The sequence below is a fragment of the Mesonia aquimarina genome, from assembly GCF_003667275.1.
Classification (GTDB): Bacteria; Bacteroidota; Bacteroidia; order Flavobacteriales; family Flavobacteriaceae; genus Mesonia; species Mesonia aquimarina.
Genome location: NZ_RCNV01000015.1, coordinates 1 through 13,876 on the forward strand (window position 1 = coordinate 1; position 13,876 = coordinate 13,876).

General features: G+C 33.7%; 14 protein-coding genes. 9 read left to right on the forward strand and 5 right to left on the reverse strand.

Annotated features, from left to right (window positions below):
• The 4 genes from D9R05_RS14660 to D9R05_RS14675 form a co-directional block, all read right to left on the reverse strand.
• A partial coding sequence (locus D9R05_RS14660) for an efflux RND transporter permease subunit (protein ID WP_162985010.1) occupies window positions 1-2,455 on the reverse strand: 2,455 nt, incomplete at its 3' end.
• A gap of 137 nt (window positions 2,456-2,592) precedes the next feature.
• A complete protein-coding gene (locus D9R05_RS14665; protein ID WP_121668025.1) occupies window positions 2,593-2,913 on the reverse strand; it encodes a DUF6660 family protein in 321 nt (106 codons plus the stop codon).
• 180 nt (window positions 2,914-3,093) lie between these two features.
• The gene (locus D9R05_RS15770; RefSeq protein WP_121668026.1) at window positions 3,094-3,267 is read right to left on the reverse strand and encodes a DUF1232 domain-containing protein; all 174 of its coding nucleotides are present in this window, start codon (window positions 3,265-3,267) and stop codon (window positions 3,094-3,096) included.
• A gap of 434 nt (window positions 3,268-3,701) precedes the next feature.
• Window positions 3,702-4,031 carry a phosphotyrosine protein phosphatase gene (locus D9R05_RS14675; protein ID WP_121667982.1) on the reverse strand — a complete coding sequence of 110 codons (330 nt, stop codon included), beginning with the start codon at window positions 4,029-4,031 and terminating at the stop codon, window positions 3,702-3,704.
• 327 nt (window positions 4,032-4,358) lie between these two features.
• Here D9R05_RS14675 and D9R05_RS14680 point away from each other — a divergent pair, with 327 nt between their 5' ends.
• From D9R05_RS14680 to D9R05_RS14720, 9 genes are all read left to right on the forward strand, one after another.
• Window positions 4,359-4,940, forward strand: coding sequence for an RDD family protein (locus D9R05_RS14680; protein WP_121667983.1), 582 nt, complete (start codon window positions 4,359-4,361; stop codon window positions 4,938-4,940).
• 149 nt (window positions 4,941-5,089) lie between these two features.
• Complete coding sequence (locus D9R05_RS14685; RefSeq protein ID WP_162985011.1) at window positions 5,090-5,818, forward strand: DKNYY domain-containing protein; 729 nt, start codon at window positions 5,090-5,092, stop codon at window positions 5,816-5,818.
• A 44-nt stretch (window positions 5,819-5,862) separates the two neighbouring features.
• Entirely contained in the window at window positions 5,863-6,708 is an 846-nt protein-coding gene (locus D9R05_RS14690; RefSeq protein WP_162985012.1) for a hypothetical protein, read from the forward strand.
• Window positions 6,709-6,806: 98 nt separating this feature from the next.
• Window positions 6,807-7,382: a hypothetical protein gene (locus D9R05_RS14695; RefSeq protein ID WP_121667986.1), complete on the forward strand. Its 576-nt coding sequence runs from the start codon at window positions 6,807-6,809 to the stop codon at window positions 7,380-7,382.
• 327 nt (window positions 7,383-7,709) lie between these two features.
• Window positions 7,710-8,441 (forward strand): acetolactate decarboxylase, encoded by a 732-nt coding sequence (locus D9R05_RS14700; protein WP_121667987.1) that lies wholly within the window; start codon window positions 7,710-7,712, stop codon window positions 8,439-8,441.
• Between the two features lie 651 nt (window positions 8,442-9,092).
• Complete coding sequence (locus D9R05_RS14705; protein WP_121667988.1) at window positions 9,093-10,556, forward strand: S41 family peptidase; 1,464 nt, start codon at window positions 9,093-9,095, stop codon at window positions 10,554-10,556.
• Window positions 10,557-10,690: 134 nt separating this feature from the next.
• Window positions 10,691-11,740, forward strand: a complete 1,050-nt coding sequence (locus tag D9R05_RS14710) for a ligand-binding sensor domain-containing protein (protein WP_121667989.1) — start codon at window positions 10,691-10,693, stop codon at window positions 11,738-11,740.
• 120 nt (window positions 11,741-11,860) lie between these two features.
• Window positions 11,861-12,475 carry a DEAD/DEAH box helicase gene (locus D9R05_RS14715; RefSeq protein ID WP_121667990.1) on the forward strand — a complete coding sequence of 205 codons (615 nt, stop codon included), beginning with the start codon at window positions 11,861-11,863 and terminating at the stop codon, window positions 12,473-12,475.
• Window positions 12,476-12,515: 40 nt separating this feature from the next.
• Window positions 12,516-13,151 (forward strand): thiamine phosphate synthase, encoded by a 636-nt coding sequence (locus D9R05_RS14720; protein ID WP_121667991.1) that lies wholly within the window; start codon window positions 12,516-12,518, stop codon window positions 13,149-13,151.
• Window positions 13,152-13,251: 100 nt separating this feature from the next.
• On the opposite strand, the gene D9R05_RS14725 is transcribed toward D9R05_RS14720, so the two are convergent.
• Window positions 13,252-13,698 (reverse strand): KTSC domain-containing protein, encoded by a 447-nt coding sequence (locus tag D9R05_RS14725; RefSeq protein WP_121667992.1) that lies wholly within the window; start codon window positions 13,696-13,698, stop codon window positions 13,252-13,254.
• Window positions 13,699-13,876: the final 178 nt, after the last annotated feature.

Consider the following 13,876-nt stretch of genomic DNA (forward strand, 5'->3'; position numbering starts at 1 on the left):
CTGCTATTTCTTTTATAGGCACCTGAGTTCCGTCTGGAAGATCGATATACATACCACGCAAATCATCAATATTCTTTCTATGATCTTCATCAAATCTTACTACCAGATCAAATCGTTTTTCACCTTCAAAGATGACCCCAGCAGTTCCTCCAGCAAAAGCAGTACTTATATAATCATTGACTTTCTGAATATCCAGACCATATTGGGCAATTTTATCACGGTTAAATTTAACGGTCATTTGCGGAAGGCCTGATGTTCGCTCCGCGTTTACATCACCAGCTCCAGGTACAGTTTGGATAATATTGGCCATTTCCTGCACTTTTTCCGATAACACCTCCAGGTCCTCTCCATATAGTTTAACCGCAATATCTTCTCTAACCCCTTCTAATAATTCGTTGAACCTTAATTCTACAGGTTGCGTAAACACAAGGTTTACCCCAGTAAGTTCTTTATTGAGTTTTTCCTTGATCTGCGCTATAAGTCCTTCTTTAGTTTCAGCAGTTGTCCATTTATCCTTATCTTTTTCAAGAATCAGGTACATATCTGCTATATCCATCGGCATGGGATCTGTTGGGATGTCGGCCACTCCAATTCTTGCTGTTGCCGTTTTAATTTCAGGAAAATTTTCTAAAAGGATATTCTCTATTTTTTTTGAAACATCAATAGACTCTGTTAATGAACTTCCTGGTCTTATTAAAGCCTGCATCGCGATATCCCCTTCATCTAATTGAGGCACAAATTCTCCTCCCATTCTCGAAAAAAGAAAACCGGCTAACACAAGCAGTACCACTGCAGATCCTATAACAATTAATTTCAGTTTTAAGGCTCCTTTTAATAAGGGCATATATACTCTTTGTATTCCGCCAATTATCTTATCACTGATTTTTTCCAGCCAACGTTCAAATTTTCCAAACCAGTTCTTTTTATTCTGAATTGGTTTCATGAATAAGGCCGACATCATAGGTACGTAGGTAAGACACAAGAAGATAGCACCTATCATGGCAAAACCGAAAGTGTAAGCCATCGGCTTAAACATTTTGCCTTCTACCCCGGTAAGAAAAAGAATGGGTGTAAATACGATAAGAATGATAATTTGTCCAAAAAATGCAGAGCCCATCATCGTACTTCCAGCATCATAGGCTACCTCATCCATTTTCGCCTGGTTGAATTTTATTTTACCAGATCTAATCCGTTTTTGTATTTCATATACAGTACCCTCAATGATGATCACTGCACCGTCTATAATAATTCCGAAGTCGATTGCTCCCAAACTCATTAGATTTGCCCAGACATTGAATTGCTTCATCAATATAAAAGCAAAAAGAAGTGATAATGGAATGGTAGTAGCAGTTATAAGACCGCCTCTCAGACTACCTAATAATATTACTAAGGCAAAAATCACTATTAAGGCACCTTCCAGTAAATTTGTTTTTACAGTGTCGGTTGTTCGTGCTATTAACTCACTTCGATCAATTATTGGTGCTATAGTCAAACCTTCAGGTAGAGACTTCTCGACTTCAGCCATACGATCTTTCACATCCTGAATGACCGCGTTAGGATTAGCTCCTTTCAGCATCATGATAATTCCTCCAACGGCTTCTTCCCCATCCTGAGTAAAAGCTCCGTATCGTACCTGATTTCCAAATTGAACATTTTCTGCAACATCACCAATCGTTATCGGGATTGCATTTTCTGTGGTAATAGCGATTTTCTTTATGTCCTCCAGAGAACGGATTAAGCCCTCACCTCTAATAAAATTTGACATTTTATTTTTCTCGATATAAGCTCCACCGGTATTCACATTGTTTCGGGCCAGCGCCTCATAAACCTCAGAGATACTTATACCCATACTGTTTAATTTATCCGGGTTGACTGCTACCTCATATTGTTTTATGGAACCTCCAAAAGAGTTTACTTCCACCACACCTTCCAATAAGGTAAGTTGTCGCTTGACTATCCAGTCCTGAATAGTTCGTAGTTCCATGGGGGAATATTCGGTTTCATATCCCTCCTTTGGCTTTATGGTATATTCATAAATTTGACCCAATCCGGTTGAAATAGGTCCCATAGCAGGACTTCCAAATTTATCGGGAATGGTCTCCCCCAATTCATTTAGTTTTTCCTGTACAAGTTGACGAGGGAGATAAGTTCCCATATCATCTTTAAAAACAATAGTAACTACCGAAAGGCCAAAGCGTGAGATAGAGCGAATTTCTGTAACCCCGGGTAAATTACCCATCGAAAGTTCTACGGGATAGGTTACAAATTGCTCAATATCTTCTGTGGCGAGATTAGGTGACTGGGTGATCACCTGAACCTGATTATTAGTAATATCTGGTACCGATCCCAGGTTAACGGTGGACATGGACCAAATACCCGTCCCTATTAGTGCTAAGGTAAGTAGTCCAATAATAAATTTATTATTAATGGAAAATGCGATTATCTTATTAATCATATAAATAAAGATTTAATTCAGTTAAAATTCTTGATAATAATTTTGTGCCTAACAAAATCTACCAATAGGACCAAGGATCTAGTATGAGAACTAGGATTTGGTCAAAAAAGGACATAGCTATCCTTCTAAAAACTGAATTAAACTTTAGGGGGATCTAAAAAGGAAAGAATAGGTTCTTCCACTGAGCTGTCAAAATGGACAAAGGCTTTTGATGGAATTTCAATAATCAAAGCCTTGAAATTTGAAGAACCGAAATCTACTGTATGCACATGGCAGCAATGACAACTACAAAAAGGAGGGCATAAATCTGCTACTTTATCATGTGAATGGTCGATATCTAAATCCTGGGTAGCAACCATTGTTACTTCTGAATCAGAAATCACTTGTGAAGTATCACTATCATTACAGGCTAATAAGTTAAGCCCGAATATATATAGAGATAATATGATAGCGATCATTTTCACACTACAAAGATAAAAAAAAATCAATGCACAGATTGTGCAATGATATAATGAGTACGTTTTTAAAGTATATTCAATTATTTCAAATCTTGAAATAATCGCGAAAATCTATACCACAATGAACAGCCAAAATACAATAATTATGTTCCCGATCATCCAATTGTTATTTTTGTTCCATTAGTAGTTCTTTGCTTTTATCAAACACTCCGCTTTTACATCTTCAGGAACAAGCCTTCCGATGAAATAAATCCCAACCGGTATTAAGATTAGGCTGTCAAGATATCCAATTATCGGGATGAAGTCAGGAATAATGTCAATTGGACTTAACGCATAACCGATAATTATAAAAATCGAAAGTTCGGCTTACCAGGGAGTTCGCTTTTCTTTCGAAGTCAAATGGAGCATCACTATTCGCTGCTTTAGGTTCTTCCCCAGGTTTTTAGATTTTCAATAATACATTAGGCCTGTTCAAAATACTTAAGAATTGTTGCACAAAGGGGGAGCCAAATAGAATTTGATTCTATTTATTGTCTTTTAGTTTAAGATAATCATATATCTTTGCATTTACGAATAAAATCGGTGCAAAGGTTACCTATCCGGTTACCTGATTTTATTGAAACAGTGTAAGTGTCTGGTTATTAAAATATTGTCTAGTGGTAATTTAGTTCTGCCACCCCGACAACAATAAAGCCAGTAATCATTTAGATTATTGGCTTTTTTTATTGCTGAATGTTAAAAGCGACAGGCTTTCATAAGTGATAGAGATAAAAAAGACTAAAGCACCCTTATAAAGTTACCTTTTCTTTTAAAACTTCTATAAGTGCTTTAGCACCATAGGGATAAACATCACGAATATGAAGTACGGTTATTTTGTGAGCATAGCTTGTTCCGAAAGTTTTGAGGAGGGCTTGTCGGTGTTTATTTTCCATCACAAATACTCGATCTGCTAAGGCTAATTGGGTTTCTTGGATATAAGTGGTTCCTAACTGCCGACAAATCTTTGGATTGGTGCCTGCTGAATCAAAACAAAAATCCGGATAGCACTGACTAAAAAAATCTTCAGCGGTTCTGGAACGATCTTTATTCGCTGAACAAACAAAAAGGATATGCTTCATTCGTTAATCTTGAGCAAATTAATAATTCATGAAATATACATCAATCTGTATGTATTTAGAAAAAATTCATCACTTCGAGTTGCTTCCTTGATTTTAATCCTTTTTTTGGATAGGCCGGTTCCCTCCTAACCCTTACATAACTCAAAAATATAGTTTAGCTATAACAGATAAAATGATAGAAGAACTGAACTTTTACACTTACCAGTAGCCACTAATTTCGCTAAAACAAACAGCCATATAAATTTCACTTTCTTACATTATTCCGTAATAACTTGTGGTAAATCTATATATTTGTTAGTCTATAACGAGTTGACAAACATTTAAGAAATGACCGACAACAATCAAAATTCTAACGAAATTTCAGCAGTTGGAGTATTAAAAAAAACAGTTGATGGAAACTATAGACTTCGGAGAATTGCGAGTATGTTATTAGACCATTTTATTATGTGCATATTAATTGTTCCACCTGCCATAATAATGACTATAATATCTGAAAAACTCGGACAAAGAATGAATGACGGAATGGGATTCTTCGTTTTTTTCCTATTTGTTTTTGTCTATTTAAACAAAGACCTTTTTAAAGGCAAAAGTCCAGCGAAACGGATTTTGGGCTTTCAAGTTATTAATTGTAAAACGGAAAAGCCAGCTACTGAATTACAATGTTTCGTGAGAAATTTGACTATTTGTGTTGCTTGGCCTTTAGAAGTTGTTATCGGATTTATAAATCCCGAAAGGCGAATTGGAGATTTTATTGCAAATACTAAAGTCGTCGAATCGGAAAAAGAAAAATTAAAGTCAATATGGACTGATTTAAAAAGTACAACGCTGAAAATAAACTTTATCGGAATTTTAATAATCGGCGGAATTTACTTTTATGGTTTAAGTCTGATATTGCCGAATATGAACTAAAAAAACGTTTGCCAACACCGTGTAAGCGCAATAACGGCTGAATTTCCTAATCGGAAATTCAGCTCGTTTTGCTATCTTGGTTGCGTCAGCGAAAAGTATTCGCGCACTTTCCTGTTAATGACGCTTACAAAAATAGGTTATAAAATATTTTGAAAAAAATACTTATCATATTAATATTATTAAATCTTTCTTCTTGTAGTTCAGAATATGAAAAGCGAGAAAACAAAGTTTATTATAGATTTTGGAGTTTTGGGCAAGGAGGCTGGAATGAGAAAGTTGTAGAAAATGCCGACTTAAAATCGTTCTGTCAAATTAATTCAGAAGATAACCTTTATGGAAAAGATAAATCTAATGTTTATTATGAAAACGTGATTATTCCAGGAGCTGACCCAAATACATTTAAGCATTTAAAAAGAGGTTATGCCGTTGACATAAACCGCGCTTATTACTATAATGACTCTATTGCTAATTCTAGTCCTAAAGAATTCGAAATTATTGATGGGTATTTTTCTAAAGATTGGAAAAACGTATTTTACACAGATAAATCTTTAGATGTGTGTTCTGTAAATGACTTTACCTTTGTATATAAAGACGAGAAAAGTTTTTTAGAACGTTGGAGTACTGACGGATGTTATTATTATTTTAATAATTATAAAGTGCCTTCAGAAGATTACAAAAACATAGTACTGTTTAAAGGAAGTAATGGGATTTCAAAGGACACTGAATTTGTCTATTATAAAGATCAAAAATATATTTTACCTAATGAGCGAATGGTATTGATAAAAGAAAAAGGAATTATGGTCAAAGATACTATTGATATTAAAACATTTACAGTTGAAAACTATATTTGTAAGGACAAATTTGGTCGAATAAATTGAACTTAAAATAACTAGACACAACACCATAATAAAATAAGCGAACATTGAGAATTCAAATTATCATATTGATTTTAATCGCAAATTTTGCTTTCGGACAAGAAAAAGTTGGGATTGATCTAGATATTGTACAATATGAAATTAAAGATGAATTCAATCGATTTGACAATATAGCTAACGAACTTAAAAACTATAAAAGTTTAGATATAGATTTAATTGACAAATTAAATATTAAGATTCTAAATAAATATAGTACAGGATTTACTGGATATACAATATCAATAATAATCGACAAAAAATTAAATATAGTAAAAGCAAACTACGAATATTGGACAGACGTTGCGGAAATTGGAATAGAATACAAAGTTGATAGTATCGATTTGAAATTGAATCAAAATCCATTTGAAAAAATAAACGGTTTACGTGGACGATATACAATGCAAGTTGAAAAGTTTAGTTCAGATGGAGAATTATTAGAGAAAATAACATTTAAAGGTAAATTCAAATATTTCAAAGGAATTGATAAATCATCATCTGATTATTTATGGACATTAGAACAAAACAAAGTATTTTACGGAATAACAAATGAAAACGGAGTTTACTTGTATCCAGATAAAATGCCTTCATTAAAATCTGACCATAAAATTCTGACCGAAAAAATAAAAAAAAATCAAGGCTACAAACCTGAAAAAATAAGAGCTTTCGTTATAATCAATGAAAAAGGGAAAATCGAAAAAGAACAATTTAGGTTTTTTGGAGAATTCGGAAAATTGAATAACGAAACACAAAATCAAGTCAAGAAAATTCTGATTGAGTTAACCGAGTGGTATCCGGCGTGTGTAAATGAAAAAGAAGTTAAATCACAAATTCCGATAGTAATTGGAATTAAATAAATAGACTTTACAACAACTTTATAATTAATTTCTCGGATATTGATAATTTAAGTGTTTAGAACATGTAATCAAGTCAACTCAAAAACTTTTGGCAACATATGACAAAACGCATTTTTATATTAATATTATCGATTTCAGTTAATCTTTCGGCACAAAAAAACACCAAATCTTTATTTGGAAACTTTGTTGAATGTTATTATTCCGAAAAAGAAACTGAACCTATTCTAATTTATGAAAATCTGAATGGAAAAGTAATAGCGGAATTGGAAACTTTAAAAGAATCAAATTGTTGGTATAAATTCTCGATTTTGGAATCAAAAAATGGTTGGCTCAAAATCGAAAATATTACAATTTTACCGAGTTGTAGAGAAAATACATTAAATAAAAACTTTGAATTATATAAAGGAAAATGGATTTTAGCTAATAAAATGAAAATCAATATTTCGGATTTGGATGTTGAATCAAAAAACGGAGTTAAGTTCTTTAAAAAACCTGATTTAAATTCTGAGTTAGCATATCAATCTGGTAAATTTTTAGAAACTGAATTAATCGAAACAAACGGTCTTTGGGCTAAAGTGTCTTTTATAATTAATGGAAATAAAATAGTTGGATGGCTTCAGCGTAAAGACCAATGTGCATATCCTTGGACTTCTTGTCCATATCGAACTGAATAAAATAACTTTTACCAACACAGTACTATGCTAAAAGTGATTAAAAACTCATTATTTTTTATGAAAGTACTTCTATGAGAATCATTATAAAGTAATCCTGATTTACAATAAGTCTAAAACTTGAAATACCCCAAAAATACAATTTAGGTAAGACAGATAAAATGATTAACGAACTAAAATGTGAAATTTACTAATAGCTGTTTTTGTTAAAAGTAGCAGCTATATAAATATGTACTTTCTCATTTTACCCCGTTACAATTTTTGGTAAATCTATATATTTGTTAGCATATAACCAGTTGGCGTTAATTTAAGAAAAACGATAAAATCAATATGAATATCAAACATTTAGCATTCGGACTTTTGGCAATTGCACTGATAAGTTGTAATTCGACACCGAAAGAAAAAAACACGGATAAAACAGAAACTTATCCTGACATTAATATTGTCGGAGCAATGAAAAATGTGATGTGGAAAGGCGAGTTAGGTAGTAGTATTGAGCTTGACACAATTTCGAACAAAAACGGACTTTATGGGCTTGGACCTGTAAGCTATTTAACAGGCGAATTACTAATTAATAACGGAAAAAGCTATGTGTCTAAAGTGACTTCAGACACAACAATGACCGTTGAAAAAACATTTAAGACATCAGCACCATTCCTTGTTTATGGAAACGTAACTCAATGGAATGAAGTTGATCTACCATCTGAGCTAAATACTATTCAGGATTTGGAGAAATATATTGTCCAAAAAACATCTACATTCAAAAGACCTTTCGCCTTTAAATTAATAGGACAAGTTTCAAGTGCGATTATTCATATTCAGAATTTGCCAGCAGGAACAAAAATATCTTCGCCTGATGAAGCACATCAAGGACAGACAAATTACAATATTCAAAATAAAGACGCTGAAATAATCGGATTTTTCTCAACTGAACATAAAGGAATTTTCACCCATCACGACTCATTTTTACATATGCACTTGATTACAAAAGACGAAAGTAAAATGGTACATTTAGACAAGTTAGAAATCGGAAAAATGAAATTATATCTACCAAAAAAATAAAAACTACCACCAACAGCGTATAAAATTAATTGCTAATTCTAGCCTATTTACGAACTTTAGTGCTTAGGTACGCAACGAAATAATATGTTATGTTATAACGTTAGTGTAAATTGGATGAAAAACCTGATAATCATATTGATTTTTGTAATTAGCTTTAATAGTGTTAATGCATAAACGACTGAATTAAAAGAAAGTCTTGTTAAAGAAATTGACTCTATTTCCTTCAATAGTAATGGTTTTTATAATTATCGAGAAATTATTCTATTAAATAATGAAGAACTTATTAGAATAGAAAATTACATAAGTGACTATGGAGGTAAAAGCACTTTTAAAAAACACTATGGAAAATATATTCTCACAGATTCAATTCTGACAGGCGAACCAGAGAGAATTGAATTGAAAACCTATATAGTCAAAAGATTCGATTAAAAAGTATTATTACTGACGATTTCCAAAAATAATAAAAGTCAGCAGGCAACAATAAATAACACAAATTGCGGAATATCTTTCAAAAACGGTATTTTTGAATACCGTTAAAGTAAAGTAATTAACGGACAGATTCGAGTTTACATGCCAGCAAATTGAGTTATTCAAGCCGTTGCAAGAAGCTAGATGACAAGCATTAATAGAAGACTAAAACAAACTACCAAGATGTACATCATTCTAAAATCCCTATTTACTATTTATTTGGCTATTGCAATAATAAGTCCCTTACAGGCTCAAGATTGCCAGTGTATTGAAGCTTATGAAAAAGCGGTAAATGCATATGAAGAAAATTATTCATTGTTTATTTACAAAGTAACAACCGAAAACAGAGATCTATATGAGGCACACAAGACTTTACTTCGAGACAAGGCAAATGAAACCACAAATTTAAGAGATTGTAAAGCGGTTCTTGAGCAGTATCTTCAATTCTTCAGAGATGAGCATAACTATATTATTGATTCTGGCAACCAAGCCATTGACCCCTATATTGAGAATGTAGAGCTAACTGAAAAGCAATTCAAAAAAAATTATAAAAAAGAGTCGTATAATCTCAATCCGCTTTTGGGGATTTGGAAAAGAGGTAGCTATACGATTGCAATTATGCCAAGTAATAATAATAGTAAACCGAAAAGAGATTTTGTTGGAGTTGTATTAGAAAGCAGCAATACAAATTGGCAAAAAGGACAAGTTAAATTAGAACTTTATTCAAATTTTGGTACCTCCTATCAAATAAATTATATGATGGGTAATCACAGCATTCAAAAAACTTCTGGAAATCAAACAAGTATAGGTATACTTAATATCGAAAAAATAGGTGAATGGGAAAAACTTTGGCCTGAAGTTAAAAAGAAGAAGCCTAGTGAAATAGAACGTAAATTCGATCAGTTTCATCTCAGTTACATCGATGAGATACCCTATCTGAGATTACCGGATTTTTATTCTGTAGAACCAGCTTACGTAGATAGTATAATGAAAGCAAATCACGACAGAATTTTGAAATCTGATTTTATGGTGGTCGATATACGTGGAAATACCGGTGGAAGCGATGCAACGTATTTCCCGGTTCTTCCTTACCTTTTAATGGGACCTATCACCTTACCTTTCAACGGGTTTTGGCTTAGTGAGGAAAACACCGAATATCTAATAAATGCATTTGCAGCCTCTAATGAGTTGACTGTGGAAGAATACGCGGTACAAGAAAAAGAAGAATATGAGATGTTTATAAAAAATAAGGGGACCGCTTATTTTAAAGGAACAGGAACCTGGACTTTTACCACAGATACCATTTACAACGGTCCTAAAAAAGTGATTGTGCTAATTGATGAAGAGGTATATAGCTCTGGTGAAACTTTTGTATATCGTGTAAATCAAAGTGACAAAGTTGTCGTTTATGGACAAAATACTGCCGGTGTTGTAGATGGATTTAACGGCTTTCATTTAGACTTAGGTTGTTTTACAGCAGTTTACCCTACCTCCTACCGCGCACCCGATATTAAAGAAAATCCTATTGATCCTTACGGTATTGCACCGGATGTTTATGTAAGTGAGAAAGAAGATGTACTGGCTTATGCGATAAAACATATGACTCAATTACTTAAAAACGTTAGTTCACAACAGAAACATAATTAAGTCAGTTGCTAACAATTTATATAATAAATAACTGCTTCTGCTTTAAACTGAAAATTCAAGTATATTTAGTAAGTCATATTATGAAAGAATAATTCGTAATTCTTCTCTAATCGTCATATAAAACTGAACCGAAAATGAAGAATTTACTTTTAACATTATTGACTATTTTAACCATTTCTTGTAATTCACAATTAAAGAAAGCAGAAAAGGTTGAAATTGAAAATGTAAAAGAACAAGAGAACACTTCGCAAATCGGACAATATGTAGTCGAAACATTTCAAGACTCGAAAGGAAATCTGTGGTTTGGAACGTTAGAAAAAGGGGTTGCGAAATATGATAATAATAAATTGACTTATTTAACAACAAAAGACGGATTGCCAAGTAACCGAATCACAAACATTATTGAAGATAAGGAAGGAAACTTATGGTTTGGAACAGGTTCAGGAATATCAAAATTTGACGGAAAAACGTTCACCAATTATTCTGAAACAGACGGACTTTGTAGCGATATGGTAAGTAATTTATTTATCGATAGTAAAGGAATCTTTTGGATTGGAACCTGGAGCGGAGTTTGCAAGTTTGATGGAACTCTATTTGAAGAATTCCTAATTCCTTATCCAAAAATAGAAACAAAAATCAATCCTGACACCAAAGATTGGATAACATCTATCGCTGAAGATACGAAAGGGAACATTTGGTTTGGAAGGGATGGTTACGGAGCGAGTAAATTTGACGGAAACTCATTTGTTCATTTCACTATAAAAGAGGGTTTGAATTCAAATAATGTTCAATCCATTGCAGAAGATAAAGAAGGAAATATTTGGATTGGAACCAGAGTGGCAGAGAAAGACAACGCTAATACTGAGAACCGAATTGGAAAAGGAGGATTGAATAAAATTGAAAGCAATACCATCGTTCATTTCTCTGAAATTAGCGGCCTGAGTGAAAATGACGTTTACACAATTTACAAAGACAGTTCAAACCAATTATGGATTAGTACAACAAGCAACGGGGTTTATAATTATAAAAACAACAAGTTCGTAAATTTTGAGGTTCCAACTTCTACAATGAGTTTTTTGAAAGATAGAACAGGGAATATATGGTTGGGCTGTGCTGGCGGACTCTATAAAATTGACAAACAAGGAAAAACAATCAACGTAACGACAAATGGCCCGTGGAAATAAAAAATAGTAGGTATGTAAAAGGAAAAGTTATCATTTCAATTGGTGTTCTTGAGTGATTTCTCCTAAGATTTCAAGCTTTCAAATGATAAAAACAGCTAAAGAAATGCCTACCTTTGCCAAATGCCTTTTAAAAAGTTACACCCCGAATTAACAGAAAAATTAGCGCAGCTGGATATGGAAACCCCTATTCCACTACAACGCAAAAGTATTCCGGTGATTAAAAGCGGAATGAATCTATATTGCACAGCGCCTAAAGATGCCGGAAAAACCACCACGCTTATTTTAACCACCTTACATAAATTGAAATGTGAAGCGGTTGGTGATGCCCCGCGAGCAATTGTTTTAGTAGAAAACAAAGAGAAAGCCCTAGAAATTCAGGATCGGTTTACGGTCTATACGCGGCATACTTCCATCCGAACATATGTAGCTTACGAAAAAATGCATATCGATTTGCAGAAATCGGAAATTTTAGAAGGCATAGATATTCTTATTTCGACCCCTAAAAATCTAAATAGGTTATTTTTATTAAACGGAGTACATACCGCACAAGTAAAAATCTTCAGCATTGATGATGCCGATTTTTTAAGTCAGCAATCGGCTTACGCGGCTTTATTATCAATAACTCAAAGTATGATGAAATGTCAATATGTAATTTATGCCGAAGAAATGAATGCGAGATTAAAGCGTTATGACCGCTATTTTATGGAATATTCTAAAAAAATCAGTCTTTCCTAATCCTTTAGGAACTGGATAAATTATAAGATATGTTGCTGGTATGATCGCTAAATTACATTATTTAACCCAAGGAAATGCTCCACAAGAACATCTCGACCACCTACAAAAAGCTTGTACTTCGGGAGCGGAATGGATACAATTGCGCTTGAACCGCTTTAGTGATAAAAAAGTATTGAAGTATGCCGAAGAAGCTCGAGAAATTACCGCACATTTTCAAACGCGGCTTATTCTACAAGATCATTATAAAATCGCCAAGCAAATCAAAGCCGATGGGGTGCATTTAGAAAATACCATCGCTAGCCCAAGTTCGGTAAGAAAACACTTATATCCTTGGCAATTGATGGGCGCTACGGCACACCAACTAGCGGATGTCGAAAATTTACTGACTCAAGAATTGGATTACTTGTATATAGGTCCGTTTAAAAATACGAATCACGATAGTCCGGTAAAACCTTTAGCCCTCAAAGGCTATACCTTGATTCTAGAAGCTTTATCTACCGCCACGCCCCTATTTTCTTTTGGAGAAATTCAGCTGGAAGACGTCAACGAAATTTTAGCCACCGGAATATCAGGACTTGCAATAGACAAAGCGATTACCAACGATTTTAATTCGATTCGGACTTTTCACGAACTGCTGCAAGCCTCTTCTACCCAAGAACAGCGACATAGCTTTTAAAGAACTTCGACCTCCTTCTAATAAAAACCAATGAAGAAACTTCGAGGGGTTCTAAACGATCTCGCAGGCTGTTTAGCTTGATAACCCCGAAATCCAATTCTTATGCTTGTTCCTGTGTACGTTTAGATTTTCGGTATAAATAATTCGGATAAATAGCACGTTTTGCAAAACGGTTTAATTTATTGCTTTGGATCATCTTTAGATAGATAGGTTTGGTCACTCCAAAAAATTCGTAGGTAGAACCATCTAAGTAAGTCACTTCTAACAATAAACCTCTATGCTGATAATCGGCAATACCCGAGGCAATGGCGGCGGTATATTCCGGTAAATTGGCAGCTTTGGTTTCGGGAGCAATACTTACTAAAAAGTGATACCCATCAATAATCTTACGACTTTGAATTTCCGCTTCGGCTTGTTGTGCATCTCCTTGCTGAAATTTATCGGGATGCCATTCTTTTACCAAATTACGGTAACTCTTTTTTAAAGCTTTGAGCTCAATAGCTTGATCCACTCCAAACAGCTTTTTATATTCATGAATACGTTTCATATCTTTATTGGTGCCACCAAAGGGTTTAATACCCCGAAGCTTTCCTCCCAGGTAGTTTATTTTAAATCAAGGCGCGAAAGTAATACTAATTTAACTATTAAAGTCGTTAAAAGAACGAAATTGCTTTTTTTATAGATGACGCTATGAATAATTTGCATAGCTGCGCTAAGGAAATTGT

Bases quoted from the DNA above. Each gene is read 5' to 3' on its own strand.
- D9R05_RS14665 (WP_121668025.1), bottom strand. From the start codon at position 2,913: ATGATCGCTATCATATTATCTCTATATATATTCGGGCTTAACTTATTA.
- D9R05_RS14675 (WP_121667982.1), bottom strand. From the start codon at position 4,031: ATGAAGCATATCCTTTTTGTTTGTTCAGCGAATAAAGATCGTTCCAGA.
- D9R05_RS14680 (WP_121667983.1), top strand. From the start codon at position 4,359: ATGACCGACAACAATCAAAATTCTAACGAAATTTCAGCAGTTGGAGTA.
- D9R05_RS14695 (WP_121667986.1), top strand. From the start codon at position 6,807: ATGACAAAACGCATTTTTATATTAATATTATCGATTTCAGTTAATCTT.
- D9R05_RS14700 (WP_121667987.1), top strand. From the start codon at position 7,710: ATGAATATCAAACATTTAGCATTCGGACTTTTGGCAATTGCACTGATA.
- D9R05_RS14705 (WP_121667988.1), top strand. From the start codon at position 9,093: ATGTACATCATTCTAAAATCCCTATTTACTATTTATTTGGCTATTGCA.
- D9R05_RS14710 (WP_121667989.1), top strand. From the start codon at position 10,691: ATGAAGAATTTACTTTTAACATTATTGACTATTTTAACCATTTCTTGT.
- D9R05_RS14715 (WP_121667990.1), top strand. From the start codon at position 11,861: ATGCCTTTTAAAAAGTTACACCCCGAATTAACAGAAAAATTAGCGCAG.
- D9R05_RS14720 (WP_121667991.1), top strand. From the start codon at position 12,516: ATGATCGCTAAATTACATTATTTAACCCAAGGAAATGCTCCACAAGAA.
- D9R05_RS14725 (WP_121667992.1), bottom strand. From the start codon at position 13,698: ATGAAACGTATTCATGAATATAAAAAGCTGTTTGGAGTGGATCAAGCT.